This window comes from Bacillus sp. CCNWLW194 (genome assembly GCF_037120585.1).
Taxonomy (GTDB): Bacteria; Bacillota; Bacilli; order Bacillales; family Bacillaceae_G; genus Bacillus_A; species Bacillus_A basilensis.
This window is the reverse complement of sequence record NZ_JBBBBL010000007.1, coordinates 160707-187245: the sequence shown is the minus strand read 5'-3', so window position 1 is coordinate 187245 and position 26539 is coordinate 160707. Positions and strand designations below refer to the sequence as shown.

Sequence of the window (26539 nt, the reverse complement as noted above, 5' to 3'; positions counted from 1 at the left end):
ATAAAAATTTGATAGGGGAGTATATCGTCATATGAAGATAGTAATTCTTCATGTGACAATATACTCTTTTTCTTTTACTACAGAGAAGAAAAATGAAGTAGAAGAAACTCGAATATTCAAATTGGTTTATCAGTTTTTGTACGTATTATTATGAAGATTACTGTCGGAAAGATGGTAATTCGTATGAAAAGGGATTTTTTAAGAGGAAATCGAATCGTAAAGGGGAGGATAAATAAAGTAAACATAGGGGGATTTATATGAAAATGAAAAAGGTCGCTATCGCGTCGATAACAATTGGTACAATGCTTACTATGGCAGCTTGTAGTCCTTCAGCAGATAAAGAGACAGAAAAGAAGGAGCAAGTAACAGCGCAAAATGAAGGAGAATCAAAAACGACAAGTGCAGATGAAGCGTCAAAAACAACAAAAGATACTGACAAAGAAACAAATACTTCTTCAAACGAAAAAACAGATAAAGATGCAAAAAGTACGAAAGAATCATCAGGAACAGAAAGTAACGGTAAAACGTCAACTCAAAACGAGAATGTAAAAACAAAAGAAAAAGAGACGACAGGAAAAACAAATGATCAAACGACTAGCGGGAAAACAACAGATCAAAGTACAAGTACAAATTCAGACGGAAAAACAACGAAAGATCCGAAGAAAAGTGTAGCTGTGAAAACGAGTGTTAAAGAAGTTGCTGCATTAGTTGATAGCTTAGATAAGCAGTTAGCTGCTAATCCGAAATTAGAAACAGTAAATAAACTTGGAAAACAAATTAATGCAAAGTGGGATGTAATCGAGAAAGAGTTAGAAACATCACACCCAGCTGAATATAAAACAATTGGACAAAGTATGTATCCATTAATTGTAGGAGCGGAGAAAGAAAAGATAGATATTACTAAAATGAAGTCATTAACGACGAAAACGAAAAAAGATTTAAATCAGTTATTAACGAAACTTTCGTAGTTTCAAAAGCCTACTTGTGGGAGTAGGCTTTTTTATGTTGAGAGTGTAATTAAAGTTTATGGGAATCCTAACGAAAAAGGATGGTGGAAATATGACAATTGATCGAGTTTGTACAATTGGGCCAGCAAGTAATAATAAAGAAATGTTAGCGCAGTTAATAAGCAATGGTATGAAAATAGTTCGGTTGAATTTATCACATGGTACGCATGAAAGTCATAAAGATATCATTCGTTTAGTTAAATCGTTAGACGATTCTATTAAAATTTTAGGCGATGTACAAGGTCCTAAAATAAGGTTAGGTGAAGTAAAAGGAGAACAAATTACACTTCAGGCGGAAAATTCTTTTATGTTACATACGCAACCAGTTACAGGGAGTAATAGGGAAGCAAGTGTTGATTATGAAGGAATCACGAATGATGTGAAAGTTGGCAGTAGAATTTTAATGAATGATGGAGAAGTTGAGTTAATCGTTGAAAAGGTAAGTACGGATAAAATAGAAACAAAGGTGAAAACAGGTGGTAATATCTCATCTCATAAAGGGGTGAACTTACCAGGGGCAATCGTTAGTTTACCAGCTATTACAGAGAAAGATAAAAAAGATATTCAGTTTCTTTTAGAAGAGGGTGTTGATTTTATTGCATGTTCTTTTGTGAGAAAACCTAGCCATATAAAAGAAATAAGGGATTTTATAAAAGAGCATAAAGCAACTGCTCCTAATTTAATTGCAAAAATAGAAACGATGGAAGCAATCGAGAATTTTCAAGATATATGTAAAGAAGCAGACGGAATTATGATTGCAAGGGGAGATTTAGGAGTAGAGTTGCCGTTCCAATTTATTCCGCTCTTGCAGAAAATGATGATTCAGGAATGTAATCGAACGAATACATATGTAATTACTGCGACACAAATGCTGCAATCTATGGTAGATCATTCTATTCCAACAAGGGCTGAGGTGACGGATGTGTTTCAAGCTGTACTAGACGGGACAAATGCTGTTATGCTTTCTGCTGAAAGTGCGTCAGGAGAGCATCCGATTGAAAGTGTAAGAACATTACGTCTCGTTGCTGAATTTGCTGAGCATGTGAAAAAAGACGGTCCTTTTGCGATGAAAGATGTACTGGAATTGCTGCATGAATCTCTGGATGAGTAATGAATAAAAAGAGGGCGGATATGCATCCGCCCTCGTGTTTTTCATTCATATTATTCTTGCTCTTGCTCATCTAAAATTTTATCAAAAGCAGCAGATACTTTATCAAATTCTTCATCGTTTTCAATGTATGAAAACTCATTATCTTCTTCTACTTTTAAAAAGAAAATATCAATGTCATCCTCAGATTCTGTTTGAATGTCTTCTACAAAGGCAACCGCAATATATTCAGCGCCTTCGACATCCATCGCTCCAAGTACTTCTACTTCCTGATCCTCATCATTCTCATCGCTAAGAGTAAACACTTCGCCAACTTCAATATCAGACATATTCATTCTCCTCCTGTTCGACTCTAATAAATAGAGTATTTAAACTGCATACATACTAATATATCTTTCCATGAAAAATCAATTTCATACATAAGAAAAATCAAATTCTACTTCTTTCGTATGAGTATCCAGCAATGAGGAGCATTATTTATTGCGTGCTATATTATTAAATCCATTCAACAATTGTATCCATAGTCTGTCTTGTTTTATCACGCTTTGGATCTTCTTTACGGTAACCAAAGGCAACCATAACAGACACTTCAAGATTATCGTCTTTTATAATGCCTTCTTGACGAAGTAAAGAATCTACTTTCTCTTTATCGAATCCTTCTATTGGACAAGAATCAATGCCAATTTGAGCTGCACTCGTCATCATATTACCTAAAGCAATATAGGTTTGCTTTGATGCCCAATCAAATACAGCACGATCGGATTGTAACAAGTTGAAATCTGATTCCTGAAACTTTTTGAAGAATTCATATCTAATTTTTTGCGTGTCTTCAGGTAATCCAACAATATCGTTCATCATATATTTAATATACTCTGCATCATAATGCATATCTTTAATGTTTCTTGAAAGAACAATGACAAAGTGACTTGCTGTTGCGAGTTGCCCACCAGCACCCCATGAATACGGTTGTAGTTTCTCTCTTACTTCTTTATTTTGTACGACAATAAATTTCCAAGGTTCATATCCAAAAGAAGAAGGAGATAATCTGCCTGTTTCTAAAATAAATTTAAAATCCTCTTCTGAAATTTTGTGCATAGGATCGAACTCTTTACATGCATGTCTGAAATGAAAAGCCTCCATAATTTTCTCTTTTGTAATTTCTTTTGTATTTGTCATAAAAGTACCTCTTTTCATTAATGTATTTTGTAAGTAAATTATATTTTTAAAGTAACATAGAAACAAGTACGCACATTTATGTGGTATAGTATCAAAAAAGATACTATTGGTAAGGGAAGGGATTTATTATGGATTGTTCAAACGAAAATAATATAAATTACCCATTTTTAAATAAATATTCTTGTCCAGTGGAAGCGATGGTCGAGGTCATTGGAGGAAAATGGAAAGGGGTAATTTTGTATCATTTATTAGATGGTACGAAGCGGTTTAATGAATTAAAAAGATTAAAACCTAATATCACACAAAGAATGTTAACGCTTCAGCTTAGAGAACTTGAAGCAGATGGCATCATACATCGTGAAGTATACCGTGAAGTGCCGCCAAAAGTAGAATATTCATTAACTGAGCTCGGTGAATCACTACGTCCAATGATTCTATTAATGATGGAGTGGGCCACTCATAATATGGAGAAAGTTTTGGAGAGTAGGAATACGAAAAATAATAGTTAAGAGTTGTAGAAATAAAAGGTGTTTTCCATATGTGAAGACACCTTTTATTTCCATGTTTTTTACTTTTTAATATCAACTGCTGAAATTGCGAAGTCATTCAAGTTTACAGTTTTACCATACCAATCAGCGTGTTTAAAAACAACACCTTTTCCATATCCTTCAGTTGAAGTACGTTCCCATAGCGTTGTCGAATAGCTAGCAGTAGGGGATGCTGTACTTACGGAAGAAATTCTATTTTGCCAACTAGGAGGCAAATTTTTAAAACCGCTGCTATGAGAAAAATACTCGCCACCTTTATTTGCATGTTCATAGAAGTCTGTACTATTAGGTCCGCTCCCGCCAACCCCAAGGGGAGTGATTGTATTATTCAATCTTTGTTTATCTTTTTCAATAAAAGATTCTAAACTTTCTTTGCTCGAAAATCCATAAGATAACCAGTTTCCATTTTGATTTTGTTTCGGTAGAACTAAAGTTATTTTTATGTCTTCTTTAGATGGAGCACCCAATTTGTTAAACGAATCTACAGTCTTTTCATCTACAGTTACATATTCAAAAGAGGTAATCGAATAATCCTTTTCGGTACTGGCTGATACTGATGCCAATCCCCCAGTTAATGATGAAATGGCTACCAATGCACCTACTATCAATTTTTTAAGCATGAATTCATCTCCTTTAAACTTAGTTTTTTACATAACTAAAATGTATGATAATTAAGTTGTATTGTAAATATTTAGAATTTTATAAAAATAAAACAGAATATTCTTTTATTAGTCTTGAGTAGGGAAAGTAATTTAAAAAGGATTTACTTAAAAAGTAAATCCTTTTTGGGTGTTAACAATAAGCTTGGTGTGTGAGATGATTTTGCAATTTGCTAACCTAATTCAAAACTCTACTGATTAAAGTTTTATTTTATCCAGCTATGAATCATACACTTCTTTTGCATTCATAGAAGCCGCATCTAATAAAAGGAAAAAGGCTGTTATCATATGTAGAACGATAACTATATAAGGGAAAAAGGCAACTAGCGTAACGATAATACCTATATAATGAGGGGACGTATTCATGCCTGCTTTTTTAGCTAATAAAATAGTAAGGATATGTAAAGCAATCAATAGTAGTAAAGGTATCCGATATAGGTTAACAAGACTTGGAAATACATAATAACAAGGAAGTAATAAAAGATGATAGATCCCTGTAGTCCACTTTAGTGCTTGTATGTAGGTTTTCAAAGTTAATCCTCCTAAAATCATTCATAGCTATATATTACCAAAAATAATAGATAATTGGATATTGTATTTTTGTAGTTTTTAATAGATTATAATAATTTTATGTAAACTAATTGTTGGTTATCTATAAAATAGAAAAACCACCCAAACGAGGGTGGTTCGTACTATAAATAACTACTTAAAAAAGAAAGGGGAACCTTCACCTCACTACCTTCCTTCATATTCCGTAGCACAACAGTTTCTGTACGAAGTTCCTCTTCACCAATAATAAGCACATAAGGGATATTTTCTTTATTGGCATAATTAAGAGCACGTTTTAATTTGCGTCCTGCTAGTTCAAGTTCAACTTTTAAGGAAGAGGTAGAACGTAATTGCTGGGCAATTTGTAAGCATTGTAATTCGGTCCCGAGTGGGATGATAAATATATCCGCTGTAGATGATATAGTTTCTTTCTGTGAGAGTGCTGTATAAATAACGTCTAAACCGAATGAAATACCGACTGTTGGATAGTTCATATTATCACCACGGAATGCTCCGATAATGTTATCGTATCGACCCCCGCTACCGATGCTAGATGTAATCGAGCCATCTTTTAAAAAAATTTCATATACAGTACCTGTATACATTGTAAGGCCGCGCGCTAAAAATGGATTGAATATAGCATTTTCATTTATTCCAAGGGCGATTAAATATTGCTGTAATTGTTGTAATTCATTTACTCCGTCGGTAACGAGTTGGTTATTGAAAGCTTCTTTAAAGTCAGCAATTGTAAGCTTTAGACAAGATAATACGGTATTACATATCGTATCAGCCATTTCTTCAGAAATACCGCGCTCTAATACATCTTTTCGTACACCGTCAATCCCAATCTTTTCGATTTTGTCTAATGATAAAATTACGTCACTCGTTAACTCAGTAGGGATGTTACTATACTGGAGAATACCGTTTAATAATTTTCGGTTGTTATATTGGATTGTTACTTCTAAGTTTAACGTTCGGAACAGTTCGAACGCCATACTCATAAGTTCCGCTTCTGCCATGACCGACCCAACACCGACAATATCGACATCGCATTGAATAAACTCACGAAATCTCCCCTGTTTAATAGGGCCATCTCGAAATACTTTCCCGATTTCATAACGTTTAAAAGGGAGGCGAATATTCGGATTCATCGCCACAACTTTTGCGAATGGGATGGTTAAATCATATCGTAACGCAAGCTCACGTTTTCCTTGATCTTGAAGCGTATATATTTCTTTTAAAATTTCATCACCGCCGCCGTACTTGTAAGACATAAGTTCATACATATTTAACGTTGGTGTTTCTAACGGTTTACATCCGTATCGTTCAAATGTGTCTTCACAAGCTCTTTTAATTTTATTTCGCAGCATTTGTTCCTCTGGTAAATAATCTTTCGTTCCTTTTACATTTTTCATTTCCATTGTAATCACTCCTTTTTAAATTAAAAAAAGCTATGCGGGTATAAAAATACCCACATAGCTTTATGAACGCTTCGTGGGTCAACAGGAAAAGCCCTGTACCCACGAAGAAAAATTTTTCTTCGGATACACGGCGTTACGTATGATGATGAAGTTGGAAAGAAGTATTAAAATTTTGCATTAGAAATCTCTCCTTAACAATAAGTTTTTCCAAATTATATCAGGTGATTTTTGAATTATCAATATTTTTAGTTTTGAAGCGGAATGTATTCATTTCACATTGCCTACAAGATGTTTTCTGTTCGTGCCTTTTTTATCGCTTCTTCACGATTGTTAACACCTAGCTTTGAATAGAGGTTTGAGCAGTAATTACGGATTGTTCCTTCAGATAAAAATAGCTTAGTAGCAATGGATTTATAGCGTAATCCGTTTGATAGATGTTCTAAAATTTCCATTTCCCGTTTTGTAAGTCCATATGGAGAAGTTTGTTTAGTTAATTTGATTTTCGCTAATTGCTCACGTTGAAGTTTCATTTCTTCAAAAATACGAGTAGCAACCGATTGGTCAATCCAAGTTCCACCGTTATAAATAAGTTTCAAGGCTTCCTTCATTTCTTGTAGATGAATAGACTTCAACATGTAACCTTCAGCTCCATGTTCGAGTGCAGTTGCTGCTTGTAAGGAATCTTCAAATGTTGTCATAAGAACAATCTTTATATTAGGCCAACGTCGCTTCATTTCTAGTAAAGCCTCAATACCATTCATTTCTGGCATCTGAATGTCCATTAGTACAATGTCAGGTTGTAATTGTTCACATAATTTTAATGCCTCAGATCCATCATACGCCTTACCAGCAACAATAAAATCAGTTTGGTGTTCTAAAATTTGCTCTAAACTATTTGTAATAAGAGCCTGATCATCAACGACCAATAAGCGAATTATGTCATGTATGAATTTTGTTTGCAATGGAATATTACAAACAATGAATGTTCCTTGTTCAACATTAGAATGAAGCGATAATGTCCCCTGAACTTGTTCAAGTCGCTCTTTCATTCCATTGAGTCCAAAGCCAAATTGAATTTCTTTCATTCCAATACCGTTATCTTCAATGTGCAATCGAAGTTGTTGTTCGTCGAAATGTAGTTGAACAGATATGTTGCTAGCTTTACCGTGCCGAACAGCATTTGTTAACGACTCTTGAAGACAACGATATAGGCAAAAATTCACTTTTTGCATTACAAGAGTCTCGTTTCCAATCACACGAAATGTAACGGTTGTACCTGTAGATTTCATAAATTCTTCTGTTAATTGTTGTAGTGATTCACTTAATGAATTACTAAGTGGATTATGAGATAGTTCGTGTAGATGCTTTCGAATGTCATTTAGACAGTGCTGAGCAATGCTGATAAGCGAATCAATTCGTTCAAACTGTGAATCAGGTACTGATGATTTTAGTGATGTGACACCAGCGATGAGAGAAGTAAGTGTATGACCAATTGTGTCATGTAGTTCATGTGACAGTCGATTACGCTCTTCTATTAAAGTAAGCTCTTCAATCCTTTTAATATGTTGTTCTAATAGTAGTTTTTGCTCTTCAATGATTCGAGATTGCTTATGATACTGAATTAATATATTAAAAGAAATGCCAATGGCAAAACCGAGACTACAACTAACGATTAGTTCATATGGCGGTCGGTTGGCAATCCAAGCATTCAATAGTGGAAAAACAAATCCACAAAAAATACCGCTCCATATATAATTTTTTTGATTACTACATAGTCCAATAATGATTACGAGTAAAATGAAAGACCAAAGTAAATTTGGAGCTACGGATGCTAAGTAAAGATAAAAACAACCTGCAGTGAGAATATCGAATGCAGGGTACCATTGTGTTTTCTTATATCGAATAATTAATGGTACAAGGTAAACGACAAAAGTGAGAGAAAGTACAATCATACTTGATGTATGGATGGATGTTGGAAACATAAAATTAGCGCTGATGATAACAGTTAGCCAAAATGTTCGTATGAGCACAAATATCCAGTCATACCAAATCCATTTTTTTGTGAATGAGAACATAAATTAAGCACCTACTTGTATTTTAAGATTAATTATCAATGATTCAGATTCATCATGTAACATATCTCTGAAATCGTCAATAGAAAGACAGTCAACAAAGTATGTCATATGAAGCAGTTGACAGTTTGTCACATGTTTTATATGACATAGTTGCATAAAGCGTAATAAGTAAATTAAAGCGTTTTGTCACTATGTTATTTAACGATATTGAAGTTAAGGTGAGGGAGTGAGGCAACAGAAAAATATAAAATAATAGGAGCGATGCATAATGAAGTCATTTATCTTAAAAAAAGGAACAGCCCTTACTTTAACAGGGGCAATATTGGTTGGAGCGTTAGCGATACCTTCTTACGAAAACGTAAATGCGGTAAACAAAAGGACATCAATTGAACAAGTTATCGATAAAGCTGCCGATGCAAAGAATGTTCCGGGAGTTATTGTTACTGTGAAAAATGGAGAGGCAAGTTGGGCGTATGCTTCTGGTGAAGGTAATATTGAGAGAAATCATAAAGTAGATGCTGATTCTGCTTTTAGAATTGGGAGCACAACGAAGACCTTTGTAGCTACAGTAGTATTGCAGCTTGCGGGTGAAAAGAAGTTAAGTCTTGATGATACGGTAGAGAAATGGTTGCCGGGACTTATAAAAGGGAAAGGCTATGATGGCAGCAAAATTACGATTCGCCAACTATTAAATCATACAAGCGGAATTGCTGATTACTTGACTCTAGATCTTAAAGAGAATTTAATAGAGAATCCAAGCGAGAATTATACAGCGGAACAATTAATTTCTCGTGCCCTACAATTAGAACCAGTAAAAGGCTGGTCATACTCGAATACAAACATGGTTATTATAGGATTAATTATTCAGAAGGTAACCGGAGAATCGTATGCTGAGCAAATAAAGAAACGAATTATGGAACCTCTTAGTTTAAAAGAAACAGTTCTTCCTGGAAGCTCAATGGACATTCCGAAAAAAAATGCACGTGGCTATTTAAATACGGGAGATAAATTAGTAGATATTACTTTGTTTAATCCATCGTTTGCTAATGCTAGTGGTGAAATGATTTCGACAGGAGAAGATATGACAACGTTTTTCCGTGCCTTATTAGGTGGGAAATTACTGACACCGGAAATGCAGAAGGAGATGGTGACTAACACAGTAGATACCCCATTAGGAAAGTACGGGCTTGGTATTCACGCAACAAAATTACCAGATGGTACTGAAGTATGGGGACATGGTGGTGGTATTCCTGGTTTTACTAACTTTGCTGGTGGAACGAAAGATGGTCAACATGTTATTTCGATAAATATTAATGTATTAGGGGCAGAGAAACAGATTAATAATATTTTAGCTTCAGAATTTGCGGCAAAATCAAAAAAGGAACCTACTGATAAGGAAAAGAAAAGTAAACATCGAGAAGAAGTGCAAAGTGTAATGGATCAAGTAGTAACGAATAAAAAAATTCCAAGTGTTATAGCTGGTGGATTAAAGGATGGAAAGCGTTGGTCGTACGCTACCGGAACAGCTAGTTACGAGATGCCACGCCCTGTAGAACCGAATTTTTCGTTCCGTATAGGAAGCATAACGAAGACATTCACTGCTTCTGTTGTACTGCAATTGGCTGAAGAAAAACAATTAAACCTTGAGGATACAGTTGAGAAATGGTTGCCGGGAGTTGTGCAGGGTAACGGATATGATGGGAGTAAAATCACAATTCGTCAGTTATTAAACCATACAAGTGGGATTGCAGCATATACAGATTTAGATATGAGAGATATTACATTGCCTCAAAACCCATTTCGTTATTATAGTACCGATGAGCTTATAAGTTTAGCACTTGCAAAGCCGCCTGTATTTGCACCAGGGGAGGGCTGGGACTATTCGAACACAAATACTGTTATAGCCGGGGAAATTATTCGGAAGGTAACAGGAGATACGTATGCGGAGCAAATTAGAAAAAGATTCATTGAACCCCTCGGGTTAAAAGAGACATTCGTAATGGAAGCAAGTTCGCACATACCGGGTAAGCATGCTAATGGATATAATATGGATAGATCAGGTCGTTTATATGATTTGACAGAAATTAATCAGTCATGGGCAAATGCAGCTGGAGATATGGTTTCAACAGTGAAAGATTTGACTACATTCTTCAGTGCACTGTTAGGTGGGCAGCTCTTAAATCAAGAGCTAATGAATCAGATGTTTACAACAGTAGATTCACCTATAGGTAAGGTTGGACTGGGAGTTTATGAAGAGAAAACACCAGAAGGGCAATCGTATTGGGGGCATGCTGGTGGGACTTTTGGATTTGAAACGAGGGTCGGTGGACCTATTGGAGGAGAACATATTTTAGTAACAGCTATTAATGCAGTAGGTCCAGAGGTCATTACAGGTAGGGATAAAATATTTAATAAAGAGTTTGGACGTTAAATAGAAAACCGAAATGGAGCCTTTCATTTGAAGGCTCCATTTCGGTTTTCTTTATGTGAGTTTGAATTTAATGAGAAATAAAATCCTAGTAGGATGATGCTTACATATATCTACAAAAATGTGAAGTTATGCAGGAGAAACAGAAAAGGGTGTATAATAAAAGAAAACTTAATGTTATGAAATAACTTTTTAAGGAGAAGCTCATGAAAAAAGATAAAACAAATGCGATGCGAATATTAGATAAAGAAAAAATTGAATATTCGATGATGTCATATGATCCAGACGATGGGAAAATTGATGGCGTATCAGTAGCCGAGAAAATTGGACGAGAAGTGAGAGAAGTATATAAAACGTTAATTGCTCAAGGGAATAGTAAAAATCATCATGTTTTTATCATCCCGGTAGATGAAGAACTGAATTTAAAAGCAGCGGCAAAAGCAGTCGGTGAAAAGAAAATTGAAATGATTGCTGTAAAAGATATTACGAAAGTGTCAGGGTATATTCGCGGTGGTTGTTCACCAGTCGGAATGAAGAAATTATTTTCTACATGTATTGATGAAAATGCTCAATCGCTTGAAACGATGATAGTAAGCGGCGGGAAAATTGGTATACAAATTGAGCTTAAAGTGGATGACTTAGCGAAAGTGACGAGAGCGCAGTTTGGTGAGATAACGAAATAAATAGTGAGATTTGAAGGGATATAGGATCTTTTTACAAATGGGAATGAAAAAAAGGGATGTGTGAAACACATTCCTTTTTTATTTGTAGAGAAAAGAATTCGTATTAGCATCCGATTTTTAATTTCTATATTAAATTCTATATATTTGTGCACAGTTTTCTTTAAATGCATTTGAACAAATTATCAAATATGTATTATTGCATAAATAAATTAAAATTTATAAGTTAATATTAAACTACTTTTAAATTGTAAAGAATATTTTAATAATCTTTATAAGAGAAGGGTATTCCTTGTTAAAAGTGAAATTGTTTGGAATGTGAATAAACAAAAAGTTTAGAAGTGATACAGACTCAATAGAGTCCTGTATTAAATAAAAAGAAAAGGGGTATGGGCTTCTAAAAGTTTTCGGGGGGTTAGAAAGCATTTTTTAGTGAATAGCTTCAAATTATATTTTAAAGGGGAAATGGGTATATGAAGTTTCGAAATACAAAGATTGCTATGGTTACACTATCTTCATTTTTTATTTTAGGTTCTGCATCTCTATCATTCACAGATATCATACACGGTGAAGTAGCTTCTGCATCACCACAAGAGATTACTGTAAAAAGCTATGACGATACATATTATAATAATGCAATAGGAAAGACGGGTTTAGAATTAAAGAAGGAACTTCATAATATTATTGATGATCATACAAAGTTATCATACAGTGCGGTTTGGGAAGCACTAAGGGATACTGATGAAGATCCAAATAATAAAAACAATGTGATACTCTTATATACTGGGCGTTCGCAAGGGAAACTTACGAATGGTTCAGGAGTTGATAACTGGAATCGAGAGCATGTTTGGGCAAAATCTCACGGTGATTTTGGAACGACTGCAGGACCTGGAACAGATTTGCATCATTTAAGAGCGACGGATGTATCTGTAAATAGCTCACGTGGAAATCTGGATTTTGATAATGGTGGTGTGAATCATTCGGAAGCGACAGAATGTAAATACGATAGTGATTCTTGGGAACCTCGTGATAGTGTAAAAGGAGATATCGCTAGAATGCTATTTTACATGGCTGTTCGTTACGAAGGTGACAACAGCGAAATAAACTTAGAATTAAATGAAAAGGTGAATAACAATAAAGATCCATACATGGGCAAACTATCCGTTTTACTAAAATGGAATGAACAAGACCCGGTAGATGATTTAGAACGAAAGCGTAATGAAGTGATTTTTACGAAATATCAACATAATCGTAATCCTTTTATTGATCATCCGGAATGGGTAAATAAAATTTGGAACTAGATTTTTAAAGGCATTCTATTTGGATAGAAGGGATTGATCATTATGATCAATCCCTTTTTATATCTATACTGGAATAAATGATTTTTATAGGATTGGAGAGGAGAATAGGATAGATATTTTATCAAGTTAAGTATTTAATAAGGTCCCCACTCAATATTCACGCCAACAATAAGAAAAATAAGTCCAATGATAAACCAAATGAACGCAAGAGGAGCCATAAATCGAATCCATTTTCCGTAAGAAATGCCGCTCGCAGCGAGAACACCCATTAAAACACCGGAAGTTGGATTTAAGCAGTTCACTACACCTTCGCCGAGCATAACAGCTTGTACTGTAACTTGGCGTGTAATGTGCATGAAATCAGCTAATGGAGCTAATATTGGAATGAAAATAACAGATTCACCTGTTCCGGATGAAATAAGGAAATGTAATGCGGCACTACTTACATACATACCGATAACGCCAAATGCTGGGCTTTGTCCTTCGAGAGACTGTGCGAGTTGGTTAACGATTGTATCAAGTAATTTACCTTGTTCTAAAATGACTGAAATACAACGAGCCATTCCGACGATCAAAGCACCGTATATGAGATTTTGGCAGCCTGCTAGAAAAGTAGAAGCGATATCGTTTGCTTTCATGCCACCTATTATTCCCGCTGTAATTGCTATGAAAATAAAAGTAGCGGTCATTTCTGCGTCTGTCCAATGTAAACGAAATGCGCCGATTAAAAATGCAATTAACGATAAAGCTGAAACGAGTAAAATTAGTTTATGACGTATTGTCCAAGGAACTTCTGTTTTCTCTGTTTCTTTCCCGCTTGAAAGAGCATTACTTGGAAACCAGTTATCGCCGAGAATGCTTCCTTTATTCGATTTTTTCAAGCGTTTTATATACCAATTAATATATAGAATGGTAGCAAGTAAAAAAGATATATAGATTGCTGTGCGTAAACCAATTCCCGAAAACATCGGAAGTTCTGCGATTTTTTGTGAAATACCTAAAGGTGAAGGGGATAAAATAGTAGCATTAAAACCAGCATAAGTGCCTAAATAAATAATTGCTACACCAACGATAGCGTCCCATTTTAATGTGCGTGCAACGATGATGCCAATCGGGATAAAGCCGATAACTGAGTTAACGATAATGCCAGTCGTTCCGAGAATAGAAAAGAGGGCTGCGACTATACAAATGAAAAGTAATTGCTGATTCCGAAATTTGTTAATAACATGATAGATTAGACCGTCAAGGGCACCTGTTTTTTCAAGAATTGCAATGGCACCGCCTGTAAATAAAATTAAGAAGATGATAGGAGCAGCAAGTGTCATTCCTTTTTCAATAGCGGTAAAAAAAGAAACAAACCCTACCGGTGATTGCGGAACAGAATGGTAACTTCCTGGTATTGTCGTTGTAACAGTCCCGTTTGTCACTCTTTTAAATTCTCCAGCAGGAACGAAATATGTAGCTATTGCACAAAGTAAGGCAATAAAAAATAGTAGTACGTACGCGTCAGGCATTTTAAATTTTCGTTTACTAGGCTGTTTTTTTGCCTCGGTTTGTAATTGCATAAAACTCCTCCTTTTTCACTTGGTTAATTTTTAATATTCTGAAATTTACCTGTGGAATAGATTATAATAAAGGTGGCTCCCTATGGCAATAGTTTTTCTGTCCTATTCCCGCACATACAAATTATTGCAACATTAGACAGGGAAACGAAAATAATCCAAGAATATGTTAAATAGAAAGTAAAAGTAAAAGTAAAAGGAAAAGGAAAAGAGGGAAAAAAGATGTGGAAAACTACGGATCTATGTGATGAGTTTGAGAATGAATTACAAATATGTCGCCAGTCTTTTCGGTCTTTTGGGAAGAAAGAAAAATTTTACGGAAAAATTGCAACGGTAAAAGTGAAGGATGATAATGTGTTAGTGAAAGAAGGATTGCAAACATTACCAGAAGGAACGGTATTAGTTGTTGATGGCGGAGCATCTACGAATTGTGCGTTACTTGGTGATAATTTGGCAGCTATTGCGGAGGAAAGAAAGCTGGCAGGTATTATTGTAAATGGATATGTTCGTGACTCTAGTGAACTAAAAAACATTAATATTGGTATTTTAGCGTTAGGGACGATGCCAAATAGAAGTGTAAAAGAAGGAAAAGGAGAGCGTGATATTTCATTGCAATTTGGAGGAGTAGAATGGAAGCCGAATGAATATGTGTATGTGGATGAAGATGGCGTCATTATTAGTGAAAAGAGTTTGCATCGTTAAAGGTTAGTAAGTTACTATTCTTAGAAAATAAATCCGATAAATCATGGACAAAATTCTTTGTCAATAGTAAAATAATACAGAAATTTAAAATTAACAGAATGTATAGGTTTATCGTTTTACGATAACTTAAATGGAAGTAAGTTGTGCCTAGAAAAGTGAATGTTATCACAATGATACGTTCATGAACAAAATTATTTTTCCTATACAAATATAGCCGCGAATGATGCGGGTAGGAGGTGTTGCACAGTTTGTTCGACACTTACAAAAAAAGAGTGTCAATTGCACGCCCTTGAAGGGCCTTTTTTTGTGTGAATAGTAGTAAGGGAGGAAATTTTGGGATGGCAATCTTTAAAAAATGGCTGCTTACGTCGTTAATGGCAGTTACACTTGTATTTGTTTCTTTTGCGAATACAGTACATATTACGTTTGCTGAAGGAAATACAGCAAAACTTGCAATTATTGGTGAATCACAAAAAGGCATTATGTTATGTCCGAAAGAAGAGCAAATTAAAGATGGGGAAACAGCTTTAAGTTTGCTGCAAAAAGTCATGGGGGACAAAGTAGAAGCTGAAACGATGTCGTTTGGAACGTATGTAAAAGGCATTGATGGGCTAATGGCCGGGGCTACAAGTGGCTGGCTGTATGATGTAAATGATAAATCTGCAGAAGTTGGAGCGGATAGTTATAAATTAAAATCTGGAGATGTTGTTGTTTTTCGCTTTGTTTCAGACTGGAGCAATATGAGTCAAGAAACATTACAACAAACATTAGATAAATTTGGTACTTGTAAAACGGTAGAAGAACCAAAGACAGATGATCCAAAACAAGAAAAACCAGAAGAACCAAAAACAGATGATCCAAAACAAGAAAAGCCAGAAGAACCAAAAACAGATGATCCAAAACAAGAAAAGCCAGAAGAACCAGAGACGGATGATCCAAAACCAGAAAAACCAGAACAACCAAAACAAGAGAACATTCAAGTGCCAGCAGCACAAGTAAATGAAGCAATCTCTAAGACATCTGAAAAGATGTTACAAGATGGAATTGAAAGTGATTGGGTAGCATTAGGCCTTTCTCGTTCTGGAAAGAATGTGCCAATTGAGGCAAAATTAAATTATGTTAAGGCAGTAACTGAAAAAGTAGAAAAGCGCATTAATCGTTTTTCAGCGACAGATTTAGCTAGAACGATTATTATGATGAATGCAATGAATGCAGACCCGAAAATGGTAGGCGAACATAATTTAGTTCAAAAATTGTACGAATCAGATAAAGTAAATTCTGTTACAGGTTATACATTTGCTTTACTTGCATTTGATACGAAGAAATATGAAGTTCCAGTAAATTCAAAATGGAATCGAGTTGCTTTAGTAGAGGCACTTATAAACGCGCAACATACGGATGGCGGCTGGACTTACGATAGTGCAAGCAGTAAAGATAGTGCTAGTAGTGTTGATGTAACAGGTATGGTTTTATCAGCGTTAGCTCCTTATCAAGACCGAGCAGATGTGAAACCAGCTGTGCAAAAAGCTGTTGCATACTTATATAATGAACAACTAGAAAATGGTGGTTTCTCTGCTGATGGACAAGAAAATTCTAATAGTGCTGCACAAGCAATTATTGGATTATCACTTGTGAAAGATGTAGATCAAAACCGTCTACATAAGGCAGTGCAAAATCTATTATCATATCAACTTCCAAATGGTGAATTCAAATGGTTACCAGGTGATCAAAATGGTAGCGGAATGGCGACAGAGCAAGCATTATTAGCTTTAATTCAGTTTAAAGAACTTGGGAAATCTATTTATGATTGGTCGAATGTAGTCATTGATGAAGTAATTAAACCGAAACCAATTGAACAGCCAGAAAAGATTGTTGAACCGGAGAATAATGTAGTAGATAAAGAAGTTACAGAAGAACCGGAAGAACAAAAACAAGTACAAAAAGAAACAAAAGGTGACAATTTAAAAGTTGTTGTCGATAATGAACCGGTTAAAAATAAAAAGTCTGGAAACGGTAGCATGCTACCGAAAACAGGAACATCTTCTCATAGTGCAGCTACAGAAGTAGGTATGGGTGTATTATGTATTGCTTCTGCATATGTATTATGGAGACGTAAAGCAGCTTAACAAAAATTAGGAGCAATCATTTGCTCCTAATTTTATTATGAAAGGTGAGAGACAACATATGAGTAAGATGAAATGGATTATTTCTTTACTGCTTTCACTTGGACTACTTGCCGGATGTGAAGAGGTAGCTGTAAAGCCTGAGAAGAAAGTAGAACCAAAGCAAGAAGAAGTAGCAAAACAAGAAGAGCAAAAAGATGAAGCGAAACCGGAAGAAAAACCGGAGGAAAAACAAGCTGAACAAGAGCAAAATAAGCAAGAAGAGCAGAAAGAGAAACAAGAACAAAAAGTAGAAGAAAAGCCGCAGGCGCAGCCAGAAGTAAAGAAAGAAGAGAAACAACAGGAACAACCGAAAGAACAACCGAAAGAACAACCAGCTGTAAATAAGCAACCAGAACAGCAAAAAGCACAAGAAGAAAAACAACAGCAACCGAAAGTACAAGAAGTAAAAGAAGAAGCGAAGGTTGTAAATCAGCCGAAAGAAACACCGAAGCAGGAGCAAAAAGTTGATCCGAATAAAGAGGAGAAAACGATACCGACTCCAACAGTACCAACTCCTGAACCGAAAAAACCAGATCCAGTACCAGAACCTAAAGCAAAACAAGTTACTATTTCCGTAAAAGGACATGAAGGATACATATTAGGCGCGAAAAAGGTTGATGTACAAGAAGGTGACACGGTCTATAATGTGCTAAAGAACACAGGATTAGAGCTTGATGTGATGGGCTCTAAAGGTGATATTTATGTAAAAGGTATTAATGATTTATATGAGAAAGATATTACTAATACTAGTGGCTGGAAATATCGTGTGAACGGTGCTTTTCCAAACTATAGTGCAGGTGTAGTAAAAGTAAAGCCAGGAGATAAGATTGAGTGGGTGTTTGTATTAAAATAAGAAAGGGATTCGGTAAAGGACTATGAAAATAAGTTTTTCTTCTTTACATCCTTTTGTGAATTTTTTCTATTATATTGGGGTGATGATACTATGTATGATGTGTCTTCATCCTCTTTTTTTAATTGGGGCAATACTATTAATTATTATTTTAAATGTGATGCAAGGGAATAGCGAAAAGATAAGAAAGATGTTACCGAGTACAATCGTTTTCTTTTTTATGGTCATTTTATTTAATTCGTTATTCACGCATAGAGGCCGAACTACATTATTTTGGTTAGGTGATAGTCGTATTAAGCTTGAGGCAATTATGTTTGGACTAGTAATGGGGTTATTATTAGTTGCGATTATGTTTATGTTTGCTTCGTATAATGATATTATTTCAAGCCATAAATTTTTATATTTATTTTCTAGAATTTCACCGAAAGTAGCATTGTTAACGATGATTACAGTGAGATTTGTTCCTTTGTTTATGAGACGATTACAGAAAATAACACTCGTCCAAAAAACGAAAGGTGTACAAGTAGATGCAGGTTCCATTGTTGAACGCGTGAAAAGTGGTATGCAATTGCTGCAAGTATTATTAATTTGTTCATTGGAAGATGCACTGCAAACGGCAGATTCTATGCAAGCTCGTGGATTTGGTGTAACGAAGCGTACGACATATATTCGGTATAGAATGGAAAGACGCGATTGGTATACGCTCAGCTATTTAAGTATTCTATTTATAATTGCTATTATATGTAGTACGTATGGCGGAGGAAAGTTAATCATTTATCCGAAAGTCGAATCTATTTTCTTTCAGCAATACGATGGGATGATGTTTGTCGTATTAACGATGTTTATTAGTTTACCAATCATAATGGAAGGAAGGGAATGGATATGGTGGCGCATGCAGAAATAAACAATTTATCATTTGTATATACTGATGAAAACGAAAAAGCGTTACAGCATATTTCTCTTTCTATTCAAAAAGGAGAGTTTATTACACTTGCTGGCGGTTCTGGTTCTGGGAAGACGACTTTATTAAAACATTTTAAAAAGGAATTACTTCCAATCGGTAAGCGTACTGGAGATACATATTATGATGGTACTTTATTAGAAAATGTACCGGATTTGTTATCTGCCCAAGAAATTGGCATGGTATTTCAAAATCCAGAAAACCAGCTCGTAATGGATACAGTAATTCAAGAATTAGCATTTTCTTTAGAAAATATCGGGTTACCATCTCATATTATTCAAAAGAGAATAGCTGAACTTATTAGTTTCTTAGGGTTTCAAGATTTATTGCATCAATCTGTTCATACGTTATCTGGTGGGCAGAAGCAACTTGTCAATTTAGCGGCAGTATTAGTTATGCAGCCGAAATTATTATTACTAGATGAACCAACAGCGCAGTTAGATCCAATTGCTGCGAAAGAGTTTTTAGGATTGTTAAAACGTATTAATGAAGAACTTGGCATTACGATCGTTTTAAGTGAACATCGTTTAGATGAAGTAATTCCGCTCGCAACGCGCGTTATTTGTATGAATAACGGCCGAATCGTGTATGATGGTAGTCCTAAAATGGTTATAGCGAATATGTGGGAAGTTGAAAAGTTTCGTCCGTTTATTCCGCAAATTCCAAGATTGTTTTTAGAGTGGAATGCGAAAGATATTCCGTTTACAGTGCGAGAAGCACAAATGAAGATGAATGATTTTTCAGTGATGTCATATGTAAACGAGCCAGTAGCACAAAGTGAAAAGCAAGAAGTCATTTTACATGCAGAGCATATTTCTTTTCAATATGAAAAAAACAGTACGCTTATTTTACGAGATTTAACAGTTTCGATTGAAAAAGGGAAATGGGTGGCTCTTGTTGGGAAAAATGGTACGGGTAAGTCTACACTGTTAACGATTTTAGCTGGATTACAAAAAGCGAGAAGAGGGAAAGTAAAGTGGAATGGGAAAGTGATACATAAAATTGATTCGAAAGAACGATTTAAAAGGATCGGGTATGTATCGCAGCATCCGTATTATCATTTTACATTTGATACAGTGTGGGATGAGGTGTATGAACGTGCACGTGAATTATACGGAGAACAAGGAAAAGAAATTGCAGAAGATACGCTAAAACAGTTTTGGTTGTACTCGCTTAAAGAACGCCATCCGCATGATTGTAGCGGAGGAGAGCAACAACTACTTGCATTATGTACAACGTTATTATCAAAGCCGGCGTTATTATTACTGGACGAACCGACAAAAGGACTAGATCCATGGAAGAAAGAAAGAGTAGGAGAGCTATTTAGAAAGTTGCAAAAAGAAGGGACAACAATTGTAATGGCAACGCATGATATTGAGTTTGCAGCGAAATACGTGGATCAATGTATGATGTTATTTGACGGAGCAGTTATTATGAATGATGCACCGAAAGAATTTTTTAGTGGTAACTTCTTTTATACAACATCTATTAACCGATTCATTCGTAAAGAATTGCCATATGCATTAACGTGGGAGGATGTGTACGAAGCGTGTCCAAACGATATGTTGCATTCATAATATGTATTTTTGCAGTAATAATAGGCACATTACTCTTTACTACACTTATCATGGACGGTTATTACCTGTTAAGTAGTTTGTTTTTATTAGTTGTTATTATGTTACCTTTCTATATCCGTTTTGAAAGGAAGGCATTTGTTTCACGTGAAATTGTTCTCGTTGCCGTATTAGCGGCAATTGCAGCAGTTAGCCGCGTACCATTTTCTATTTTACCGAGTGTACAACCGACTTCTTTTGTAATTATCGTTTCTGCAATTGTGTTTGGAAGCGAAACTGGATTTATGATCGGGGCAACAGCGGCCATCGTATCTAACATTTTTTTAGGACAAGGTCCGTGGACACCGTGGCAAATGTTTTCATGGGGTATGATTGGTTTTATAGCAGGCTTACTTCGCAATACATTTTTAATGAAAAAGTTATGGGGGAGACTATTATATGGGTTCTTCGTGGGCTTTTTATTTGGCTGGATCATGAATTTCTGGGGGCTTCTTGGTTTTATACGTGAAGCAACGTGGGAAGCTGTCATTTCATATTATATAGCAAGTTTTTATTTCGATTTGAGCCATGCGATTTCGAATGTTATGTTCTTACTATTATTTAGTACTTCTTGGATTACGATTCTTACAAGATTTAAAAGGAAATACGGCATATTAGATAAGCATAACATGGCATAGAAAAGCATACTCATATAAGGTAGGGTCGCGACTTACATATTCGTTTGCCTCTTTCATGCTTCTTACATATTGTAAGGAGCATTTTTTATTTGTCAAAAAATCGATTCAATATACGTCGGCTATTATATAAAATTATTTGTATAATAATAGGTGAGAACTATTTTCAAAAGGGAGGTGTATAGTTAATGAAGTTAGTTATTCCGAAGCAACATGGTGCATGGGCCATGCTTGTTATACCATTTCTATTAAGTGTTATTCTTGGGAAACCTACTATGTATCATATCCCATTGTTTTTAGCTTGGTTCTTTATCTATTTAGCTACGTATCCATTTCTTATGTACATAAAACAAAAACGAAAAAAAGAGTATTTACATGCTTCAATTGTATATTTTATCATCGCTTTCGTATTTGGGATGATTTCTCTATTATATGAATGGCGCATTCTTTTATTCGTAGTGGTAATGATTCCCTTATTTATAGTAAATATGTATTACGCTCGTCAAAAGAATGAAAGAGCATTACTAAATGACATTAGTGCAATTATTGTTTTCTGTATAGGTGGTTTAGTTAGTTATTATTTTTCAATGAAGCTTCTAGATAAAACAGCAGTATTTATTGCGCTTATTTCATTTTTATATTTTTTAGGAAGTACGTTTTATGTGAAAACGATGATTCGTGAGAAAAATAATCCGAAGTATCGTTTTATATCTTGGGGTTATCATATCGTGTTAACGATCATCGTATTTGCTATCAATCCGTGGTGTTCTCTTATTTTTATACCAAGTGTCATTCGAGCAATTATATTGTATGGCAAAAAAATTTCAATTATAAAAGTAGGGATTTTAGAAATTGTTAATTCTGTATATTTTTTAATCATAACGGCAATAATTATGAAGTATGCCATTTGAAAAAACTTCCCATCAATTGATGGGAAGTTTTTTCAATCTTGTTCTAAAATGTGAACGGTGTAATCGCAGCGTTGAATAGCTTGTTCGATCGCATAAAGGGATTGCTCAATACGAGCACGATTAAAATCTTTTTCAACAGTCTGTAGTGCTTCTTCTAAACAATGTTTTGCTTCTTGTAACGATTGAAAAGAATCTTGTACATATCCGCGAGCATTTTGATGCATTTCATACTCCTCCTTGAATACTCATATATATATAGTATGAACAGTAAGGAAAAAAATATAATTTGTTATATTTGTTTGACAATTAAAGTGAAATTACGTATAGTAGGTTTTAAGTGAATATTTTCTTATCCAGAGAGGTGGAGGGACTGGCCCGATGAAACCCAGCAACCGCGATGCAGGTGCTAATTCCAGCAGAACATATTTGTTCTGGGAGATAAGACGAAGATATATACGTAACTTCTTCTTATCGGAGAGGTTTTTTTGTTGCAAAAAAACCGATTACGAAAATTTATATTAAGAAGAAAGGGGTTGCGCATTACTGTGACACTCGAAAAATACGTAAAACTGCGTAGTACAGTTTATGAATATATGATAGAGCAAGATAAGCCAATATCATTGTTAGATATTCAAGAACATATCGTTTCGCATCATGAAGGAAAATTCACGAAAAAGATGTTACATCAATTTTATTTATCAAGGCTATTAGATGAACTGAAACTGGATGGGAAAATTACATTAGCTGATGAATATCTCTATACTGAAAAAGGGGTATTTTATAAGGCGAGAAAAGGGAGCTAAGCTCTCTTTTTTTTGAAGTATGTAGAGTAAAAGACTGCTTAAGCAGCCTGATACAGGGAATGGTGTTGAGTGTGTAGTGTCAAAGATTGAATGTGCCTGAAAGAGGCACTTCATATCGGCTGCAAATGAAAAGAGACACCTCCGCCGAATAGGTGTCAGTCGTTTTGTCACATAGACTTGCTATTTGACAGTTATTAGAATAACATGCAGGGGTTGTGGAAGTCAAAAGGGAATTAAAGGAAGAGGTGCTATTATGTACGCTTACTTATTAAATGATATAACGAAATGGATTCCTAAATACATTATGGATAAAGGTTATGAATATTATGAAGAAGGACATGTAGAAGATGTTGAAATACAAGACAAAAAAGTATTTGCTTTCGTTACTGGAAATGCAGGAAACTATGAAGTGATTATTGATCTTGAAGATTTTACAGAAAGTAGCTGCGAGTGTCCGTATGAGAATCTTTGCAAGCATATGGCGGCAGTTGTTTATGATATTCAAGATGCTGGTGAGAGTAAGGTGAAAGAGAAACTGAAAGATTTAGAAAAGGAAGAGTTAATCACAGTATTAAATCGTTTGTTGCAAAGTTCGAAAAACGTGCAAATTGTAGAGAAGATGTTAAAGAAGGGGAAACTTTAACTTATAGAGGGAGTTGTTTGGCAGTGAATGTACTAATTGTATACGCTCATCCTAGTCCTTCAAGTTTTAACAAGGCGATTTTAGATCATGTACAAAAAGGACTACAGGAAACAAATCATTCAGTTACTGTACTTGATTTATACAAAGAACAATTTGATCCAGTCCTTGTTTTTAATGAAGAGAAGAAAAGGCGTGATTTAGTAAATGAAGAAGAAACAGCTCGGTATAGAACGTTAGTGGAAGAAGCGGATACTCTTCTCTTCATTTATCCAATATGGTGGTGGGGGATGCCGGCTATTTTAAAAGGGTTTATTGATCGCATATTCGTAGCTGGATTTGCTTATAAATATGAAGGTGCCCTGCCAAAAGGGTTATTGAAAGGTAAGAAGGCGTGGGTAATTAATACATTAGACTCACCATTATGGTACGTCGCACTATTATATCGATCAGCAGATTGGATTATGATGAAGAGAGGTATTTTACGTTTTTGCGGAATTCGCGATATAAAACGGTCAGTTTTTCAATCTGTGAAAACGAGTAAACGAGAGAAGCGGGAAAAGTGGTTATTACAAATAGAAGAAAAGGCTCGTACATTATGAATGAAATGGAATGTATTATAAAATGTTGTGGGTATGATAACGAACTTTTACGAACGTATATTACATGTTTACTTCAATTGAAAAAATGTAGCGCAACATTTCAGCAAATTCAAATAGAGTTAAGGAATGATTATTTAATAAGAGGAATTTGTGAGAGAGAAGTTGATGAAGTAGTACGGGGAAGTAAAGAATATGAAATATATTTTCTTCCTAAAGTATTACAGTGGAATTTCTTGAGGGAAAATCCACATCTGATTGAAAAAGTATGTGAAGACTTTTTTGCATGTGAGGCATTACATCTTACGGATATAGAGTGGAGAGGTATTATAAATTGCATGGGAAATAAATAATTTATTATGTAAAAAAGCTAGTATAAAACTAGCTTTTCGTTTAAATAAATAGGAAACATAGACTTATGACAAATCCTGCATATAGTAAGTTGACAACGCAAAATCCCATAATATCACGAGCGCCTAAACCGGCTATCGCTAATGCCGGTAATGCCCAGAAAGGTTGAATTAAATTCGTCCAAGCATCGCCCCACGCAATTGCCATTGCTGTTTTTGCAGCAGGTACACCAAGTTCAGCACCAGCTGGAATCATAATTGGTGCTTGCACTGCCCATTGACCACCTCCTGATGGAACGAAAATATTAACGATGCCAGCACTTAAAAAAGTAAAGAGGGGGAAAGTCGTTTCGTTTGAAATGCTAATAAAGAAATTAGAAATAGCTCCTCCAAGTGAAAGTCCTTCACTATTTGCTCCAATCATCATCCCCATAATTCCTGCGTAAAACGGAAACTGAAGTAAAATGCCAGAAGCACTTTTCGTAGAATCTGAAAAAGCACGAATATATTGAATTGGAGTGCGGTGAAAAATAAGACCAGCAATTAATAACATAAAAATCACGATATCGAGAGTAAGGTTAAAACCTTTCGTATAAAAGTAATTGAAAATATAAATGAGACCTAACAATCCAACGCAAAGTGTAATGATGATACTATTTTCCATTTTTTCAGCGAACGTATTTTTTCCTACCTCTTGAGCGGCAGCTTCCTCATGGAATACGCTAGGATCTACTGTTATTGTATGTTTTGCATCTGGATGCATCGCCTTATTAATGAGAGGCATCGTAACTAAAAAGATAATAACTGGAACGAGAGCGTATGGTGAGAATAACGTTTCAGTTATAGGAATCGCTTCTTTAATACTTCCAGCTGTCGTTTTGATTAACGTTTCGCCGCCTGTTGCTAACGTAAGAGGAATAGAAGCAGAAAGCCCCGCATGCCAAATGAGAAATCCAGAGTAAGAAGAAGCAATGGCTAGTCTATAATCTAATCCTTCAAGCTGCCTCGCTACTTCCTTTGCATATAAAACAGATACAACAATACCAAATCCCCAGTTTATGTATGCCCCTAGTAAACTTACGATTGAAATGGCAATAATACCTTGTCCATTCGTTTTCGGTAGTCTTGCCGCGTTCGTTAATCCTTTTTTAATAAGAGGTGCGTTTGCTAAAGCCGATCCTGTCACGAGTACAAGTGCCATTTGCATAGAAAAGGCGAGAAGCCCCCAAATGCCATCACCCCAATGAGTGATCATCTCGACTGGTGTTTGGTGAGTTGCAAACATGCCGAAGAAGATAACAAAAACAGTTAATAAACATGATAAAATAAACGGTTCTGGCAAGAAACGTTGCACCAAGACGACGCAACCATTTGTAAAAGAACGAAACAAAATAGATCAACCTCCTTATGTATATGTATTACAATTATTCGAGGTTGATTCGTTCATAACCTTTTATAATTAGAAAATTCTGATATTTTTAGAGGGATTGAAATATTGTCAAGAAGAGTAGTACCATCATCATCTGACAGAAAAAGTTGCTTTTCCTCAATATGAAATATTGCATATAAAAATGAATTGATGCAAATGCAAAAGCTTATTATAATGAAAGCATAAATATTCAACACATCTTAATACAGCAAAGAGGAGGAAGTAATATGGAAATCGCAATGGCAGTTTTAAAATTTTTAGGTGGAGTAATTCCTTTAGTCCAAGAACTTTTAAAAGCGTTTATGTAAGTTTATTCGTTAGCTATCATGTATCCATCGTTATTATATCTTTACTAAAAAAGAATGGG

General features: G+C 35.2%; 26 protein-coding genes and 1 riboswitch. Of the genes, 17 read left to right on the top strand and 9 right to left on the bottom strand.

All coding sequences use genetic code 11. The features are described 5' to 3' along the window. Positions 1-257 precede the first annotated feature (257 nt). Complete coding sequence (locus tag V7S50_RS17655; protein WP_242254605.1) at positions 258-968, top strand: hypothetical protein; 711 nt, start codon at positions 258-260, stop codon at positions 966-968. A gap of 58 nt (positions 969-1026) precedes the next feature. After that, on the top strand, positions 1027-2118 hold the full coding sequence (locus V7S50_RS17650) for a pyruvate kinase (RefSeq protein WP_242254596.1): 1092 nt from the start codon (positions 1027-1029) through the stop codon (positions 2116-2118). A 50-nt stretch (positions 2119-2168) separates the two neighbouring features. Here V7S50_RS17650 and V7S50_RS17645 read toward each other — a convergent pair whose 3' ends face one another. Together V7S50_RS17645 and V7S50_RS17640 are read right to left on the bottom strand one after the other, a co-directional pair. Beyond that, positions 2169-2450: a DUF1292 domain-containing protein gene (locus V7S50_RS17645; RefSeq protein WP_242254595.1), complete on the bottom strand. Its 282-nt coding sequence runs from the start codon at positions 2448-2450 to the stop codon at positions 2169-2171. Positions 2451-2610: 160 nt separating this feature from the next. Next, positions 2611-3291 (bottom strand): NAD(P)H-dependent oxidoreductase, encoded by a 681-nt coding sequence (locus tag V7S50_RS17640; RefSeq protein WP_242254593.1) that lies wholly within the window; start codon positions 3289-3291, stop codon positions 2611-2613. Between the two features lie 128 nt (positions 3292-3419). Between V7S50_RS17640 and V7S50_RS17635 the strand changes: the two genes are divergently transcribed. Beyond that, a complete protein-coding gene (locus V7S50_RS17635; protein ID WP_000340656.1) occupies positions 3420-3800 on the top strand; it encodes a winged helix-turn-helix transcriptional regulator in 381 nt (126 codons plus the stop codon). A 59-nt stretch (positions 3801-3859) separates the two neighbouring features. Here V7S50_RS17635 and V7S50_RS17630 read toward each other — a convergent pair whose 3' ends face one another. The 4 genes from V7S50_RS17630 to V7S50_RS17615 all read right to left on the bottom strand — a co-directional run bounded on the left by V7S50_RS17630 (position 3860) and on the right by V7S50_RS17615 (position 8543). Next, the gene (locus tag V7S50_RS17630) at positions 3860-4459 is read right to left on the bottom strand and encodes a hypothetical protein (RefSeq protein WP_242254592.1); all 600 of its coding nucleotides are present in this window, start codon (positions 4457-4459) and stop codon (positions 3860-3862) included. 258 nt (positions 4460-4717) lie between these two features. After that, the gene (locus V7S50_RS17625; protein ID WP_242254590.1) at positions 4718-5029 is read right to left on the bottom strand and encodes a hypothetical protein; all 312 of its coding nucleotides are present in this window, start codon (positions 5027-5029) and stop codon (positions 4718-4720) included. A gap of 161 nt (positions 5030-5190) precedes the next feature. Continuing rightward, positions 5191-6468 carry a histidine--tRNA ligase gene (locus V7S50_RS17620; protein ID WP_242254589.1) on the bottom strand — a complete coding sequence of 426 codons (1278 nt, stop codon included), beginning with the start codon at positions 6466-6468 and terminating at the stop codon, positions 5191-5193. Positions 6469-6749: 281 nt separating this feature from the next. Next, positions 6750-8543 carry a hybrid sensor histidine kinase/response regulator transcription factor gene (locus tag V7S50_RS17615; RefSeq protein WP_242254588.1) on the bottom strand — a complete coding sequence of 598 codons (1794 nt, stop codon included), beginning with the start codon at positions 8541-8543 and terminating at the stop codon, positions 6750-6752. A 268-nt stretch (positions 8544-8811) separates the two neighbouring features. Between V7S50_RS17615 and V7S50_RS17610 the strand changes: the two genes are divergently transcribed. The 3 genes from V7S50_RS17610 to V7S50_RS17600 all read left to right on the top strand — a co-directional run bounded on the left by V7S50_RS17610 (position 8812) and on the right by V7S50_RS17600 (position 12952). Next, the gene (locus V7S50_RS17610) at positions 8812-10974 is read left to right on the top strand and encodes a serine hydrolase domain-containing protein (protein WP_309259128.1); all 2163 of its coding nucleotides are present in this window, start codon (positions 8812-8814) and stop codon (positions 10972-10974) included. A 203-nt stretch (positions 10975-11177) separates the two neighbouring features. After that, positions 11178-11654, top strand: coding sequence for a Cys-tRNA(Pro) deacylase (ybaK, locus tag V7S50_RS17605; protein ID WP_242254584.1), 477 nt, complete (start codon positions 11178-11180; stop codon positions 11652-11654). Positions 11655-12124: 470 nt separating this feature from the next. Beyond that, positions 12125-12952: an endonuclease I family protein gene (locus V7S50_RS17600; protein ID WP_242254582.1), complete on the top strand. Its 828-nt coding sequence runs from the start codon at positions 12125-12127 to the stop codon at positions 12950-12952. A 134-nt stretch (positions 12953-13086) separates the two neighbouring features. Here V7S50_RS17600 and V7S50_RS17595 read toward each other — a convergent pair whose 3' ends face one another. Then, positions 13087-14517 (bottom strand): YfcC family protein, encoded by a 1431-nt coding sequence (locus V7S50_RS17595; RefSeq protein ID WP_242254580.1) that lies wholly within the window; start codon positions 14515-14517, stop codon positions 13087-13089. A 219-nt stretch (positions 14518-14736) separates the two neighbouring features. Between V7S50_RS17595 and rraA the strand changes: the two genes are divergently transcribed. The 7 genes from rraA (at position 14737) to V7S50_RS17560 (ending at position 22351) form a co-directional block, all read left to right on the top strand. After that, complete coding sequence (gene rraA / locus V7S50_RS17590) at positions 14737-15216, top strand: ribonuclease E activity regulator RraA (protein ID WP_242254578.1); 480 nt, start codon at positions 14737-14739, stop codon at positions 15214-15216. A gap of 338 nt (positions 15217-15554) precedes the next feature. After that, entirely contained in the window at positions 15555-17342 is a 1788-nt protein-coding gene (locus tag V7S50_RS17585) for a DUF4430 domain-containing protein (RefSeq protein ID WP_242254577.1), read from the top strand. Between the two features lie 58 nt (positions 17343-17400). Continuing rightward, positions 17401-18234 (top strand): DUF4430 domain-containing protein, encoded by an 834-nt coding sequence (locus tag V7S50_RS17580; RefSeq protein WP_242254575.1) that lies wholly within the window; start codon positions 17401-17403, stop codon positions 18232-18234. 22 nt (positions 18235-18256) lie between these two features. Beyond that, positions 18257-19135 carry an energy-coupling factor transporter transmembrane component T gene (locus V7S50_RS17575; RefSeq protein ID WP_242254573.1) on the top strand — a complete coding sequence of 293 codons (879 nt, stop codon included), beginning with the start codon at positions 18257-18259 and terminating at the stop codon, positions 19133-19135. Then, complete coding sequence (locus tag V7S50_RS17570) at positions 19108-20769, top strand: ABC transporter ATP-binding protein (protein WP_242254572.1); 1662 nt, start codon at positions 19108-19110, stop codon at positions 20767-20769. The genes V7S50_RS17575 and V7S50_RS17570 overlap by 28 nt, the downstream gene beginning before the upstream one ends. After that, complete coding sequence (locus V7S50_RS17565) at positions 20742-21443, top strand: ECF transporter S component (RefSeq protein WP_242254570.1); 702 nt, start codon at positions 20742-20744, stop codon at positions 21441-21443. Before V7S50_RS17570 ends, V7S50_RS17565 begins: the two co-directional genes overlap by 28 nt. A 185-nt stretch (positions 21444-21628) precedes the next feature. Continuing rightward, positions 21629-22351, top strand: coding sequence for a YwiC-like family protein (locus V7S50_RS17560; protein ID WP_242254567.1), 723 nt, complete (start codon positions 21629-21631; stop codon positions 22349-22351). A 32-nt stretch (positions 22352-22383) separates the two neighbouring features. On the opposite strand, the gene V7S50_RS17555 is transcribed toward V7S50_RS17560, so the two are convergent. After that, complete coding sequence (locus V7S50_RS17555) at positions 22384-22575, bottom strand: hypothetical protein (protein WP_000554029.1); 192 nt, start codon at positions 22573-22575, stop codon at positions 22384-22386. Positions 22576-22697: 122 nt separating this feature from the next. Then, positions 22698-22796, top strand: a riboswitch (SAM riboswitch). 40 nt (positions 22797-22836) lie between these two features. On the opposite strand from V7S50_RS17555, the gene V7S50_RS17550 reads away from it, so the two are divergent. From V7S50_RS17550 to V7S50_RS17535, 4 genes are all read left to right on the top strand, one after another. After that, entirely contained in the window at positions 22837-23154 is a 318-nt protein-coding gene (locus V7S50_RS17550) for a hypothetical protein (RefSeq protein ID WP_060631563.1), read from the top strand. Positions 23155-23407: 253 nt separating this feature from the next. Then, entirely contained in the window at positions 23408-23797 is a 390-nt protein-coding gene (locus V7S50_RS17545; RefSeq protein ID WP_242254566.1) for an SWIM zinc finger family protein, read from the top strand. Between the two features lie 23 nt (positions 23798-23820). Then, positions 23821-24396 (top strand): NAD(P)H-dependent oxidoreductase, encoded by a 576-nt coding sequence (locus tag V7S50_RS17540; RefSeq protein WP_242254564.1) that lies wholly within the window; start codon positions 23821-23823, stop codon positions 24394-24396. Beyond that, positions 24393-24746 carry a group-specific protein gene (locus tag V7S50_RS17535; RefSeq protein ID WP_242254563.1) on the top strand — a complete coding sequence of 118 codons (354 nt, stop codon included), beginning with the start codon at positions 24393-24395 and terminating at the stop codon, positions 24744-24746. The genes V7S50_RS17540 and V7S50_RS17535 overlap by 4 nt, the downstream gene beginning before the upstream one ends. Positions 24747-24786: 40 nt before the next feature. Here the strand turns inward: V7S50_RS17535 and V7S50_RS17530 are convergent, their stop codons facing one another. Further along, positions 24787-26133, bottom strand: coding sequence for a short-chain fatty acid transporter (locus V7S50_RS17530; protein ID WP_242254562.1), 1347 nt, complete (start codon positions 26131-26133; stop codon positions 24787-24789). Positions 26134-26539: the final 406 nt, after the last annotated feature.

Excerpts from the sequence above, each read along its gene's own strand:
- V7S50_RS17635 (WP_000340656.1), top strand. The coding sequence starts at position 3,420 with ATGGATTGTTCAAACGAAAATAATATAAATTACCCATTTTTAAATAAA.
- V7S50_RS17655 (WP_242254605.1), top strand. The coding sequence starts at position 258 with ATGAAAATGAAAAAGGTCGCTATCGCGTCGATAACAATTGGTACAATG.
- rraA (WP_242254578.1), top strand. The coding sequence starts at position 14,737 with ATGTGGAAAACTACGGATCTATGTGATGAGTTTGAGAATGAATTACAA.
- V7S50_RS17600 (WP_242254582.1), top strand. The coding sequence starts at position 12,125 with ATGAAGTTTCGAAATACAAAGATTGCTATGGTTACACTATCTTCATTT.
- V7S50_RS17620 (WP_242254589.1), bottom strand. The coding sequence starts at position 6,468 with ATGGAAATGAAAAATGTAAAAGGAACGAAAGATTATTTACCAGAGGAA.
- V7S50_RS17545 (WP_242254566.1), top strand. The coding sequence starts at position 23,408 with ATGTACGCTTACTTATTAAATGATATAACGAAATGGATTCCTAAATAC.
- V7S50_RS17615 (WP_242254588.1), bottom strand. The coding sequence starts at position 8,543 with ATGTTCTCATTCACAAAAAAATGGATTTGGTATGACTGGATATTTGTG.
- V7S50_RS17630 (WP_242254592.1), bottom strand. The coding sequence starts at position 4,459 with ATGCTTAAAAAATTGATAGTAGGTGCATTGGTAGCCATTTCATCATTA.
- V7S50_RS17650 (WP_242254596.1), top strand. The coding sequence starts at position 1,027 with ATGGGAATCCTAACGAAAAAGGATGGTGGAAATATGACAATTGATCGA.
- V7S50_RS17560 (WP_242254567.1), top strand. The coding sequence starts at position 21,629 with ATGAAGTTAGTTATTCCGAAGCAACATGGTGCATGGGCCATGCTTGTT.
- V7S50_RS17645 (WP_242254595.1), bottom strand. The coding sequence starts at position 2,450 with ATGAATATGTCTGATATTGAAGTTGGCGAAGTGTTTACTCTTAGCGAT.
- V7S50_RS17585 (WP_242254577.1), top strand. The coding sequence starts at position 15,555 with ATGGCAATCTTTAAAAAATGGCTGCTTACGTCGTTAATGGCAGTTACA.
- V7S50_RS17555 (WP_000554029.1), bottom strand. The coding sequence starts at position 22,575 with ATGCATCAAAATGCTCGCGGATATGTACAAGATTCTTTTCAATCGTTA.
- V7S50_RS17640 (WP_242254593.1), bottom strand. The coding sequence starts at position 3,291 with ATGACAAATACAAAAGAAATTACAAAAGAGAAAATTATGGAGGCTTTT.
- ybaK (WP_242254584.1), top strand. The coding sequence starts at position 11,178 with ATGAAAAAAGATAAAACAAATGCGATGCGAATATTAGATAAAGAAAAA.
- V7S50_RS17570 (WP_242254572.1), top strand. The coding sequence starts at position 19,108 with ATGGATATGGTGGCGCATGCAGAAATAAACAATTTATCATTTGTATAT.
- V7S50_RS17610 (WP_309259128.1), top strand. The coding sequence starts at position 8,812 with ATGAAGTCATTTATCTTAAAAAAAGGAACAGCCCTTACTTTAACAGGG.
- V7S50_RS17580 (WP_242254575.1), top strand. The coding sequence starts at position 17,401 with ATGAGTAAGATGAAATGGATTATTTCTTTACTGCTTTCACTTGGACTA.
- V7S50_RS17575 (WP_242254573.1), top strand. The coding sequence starts at position 18,257 with ATGAAAATAAGTTTTTCTTCTTTACATCCTTTTGTGAATTTTTTCTAT.
- V7S50_RS17535 (WP_242254563.1), top strand. The coding sequence starts at position 24,393 with ATGAATGAAATGGAATGTATTATAAAATGTTGTGGGTATGATAACGAA.
- V7S50_RS17595 (WP_242254580.1), bottom strand. The coding sequence starts at position 14,517 with ATGCAATTACAAACCGAGGCAAAAAAACAGCCTAGTAAACGAAAATTT.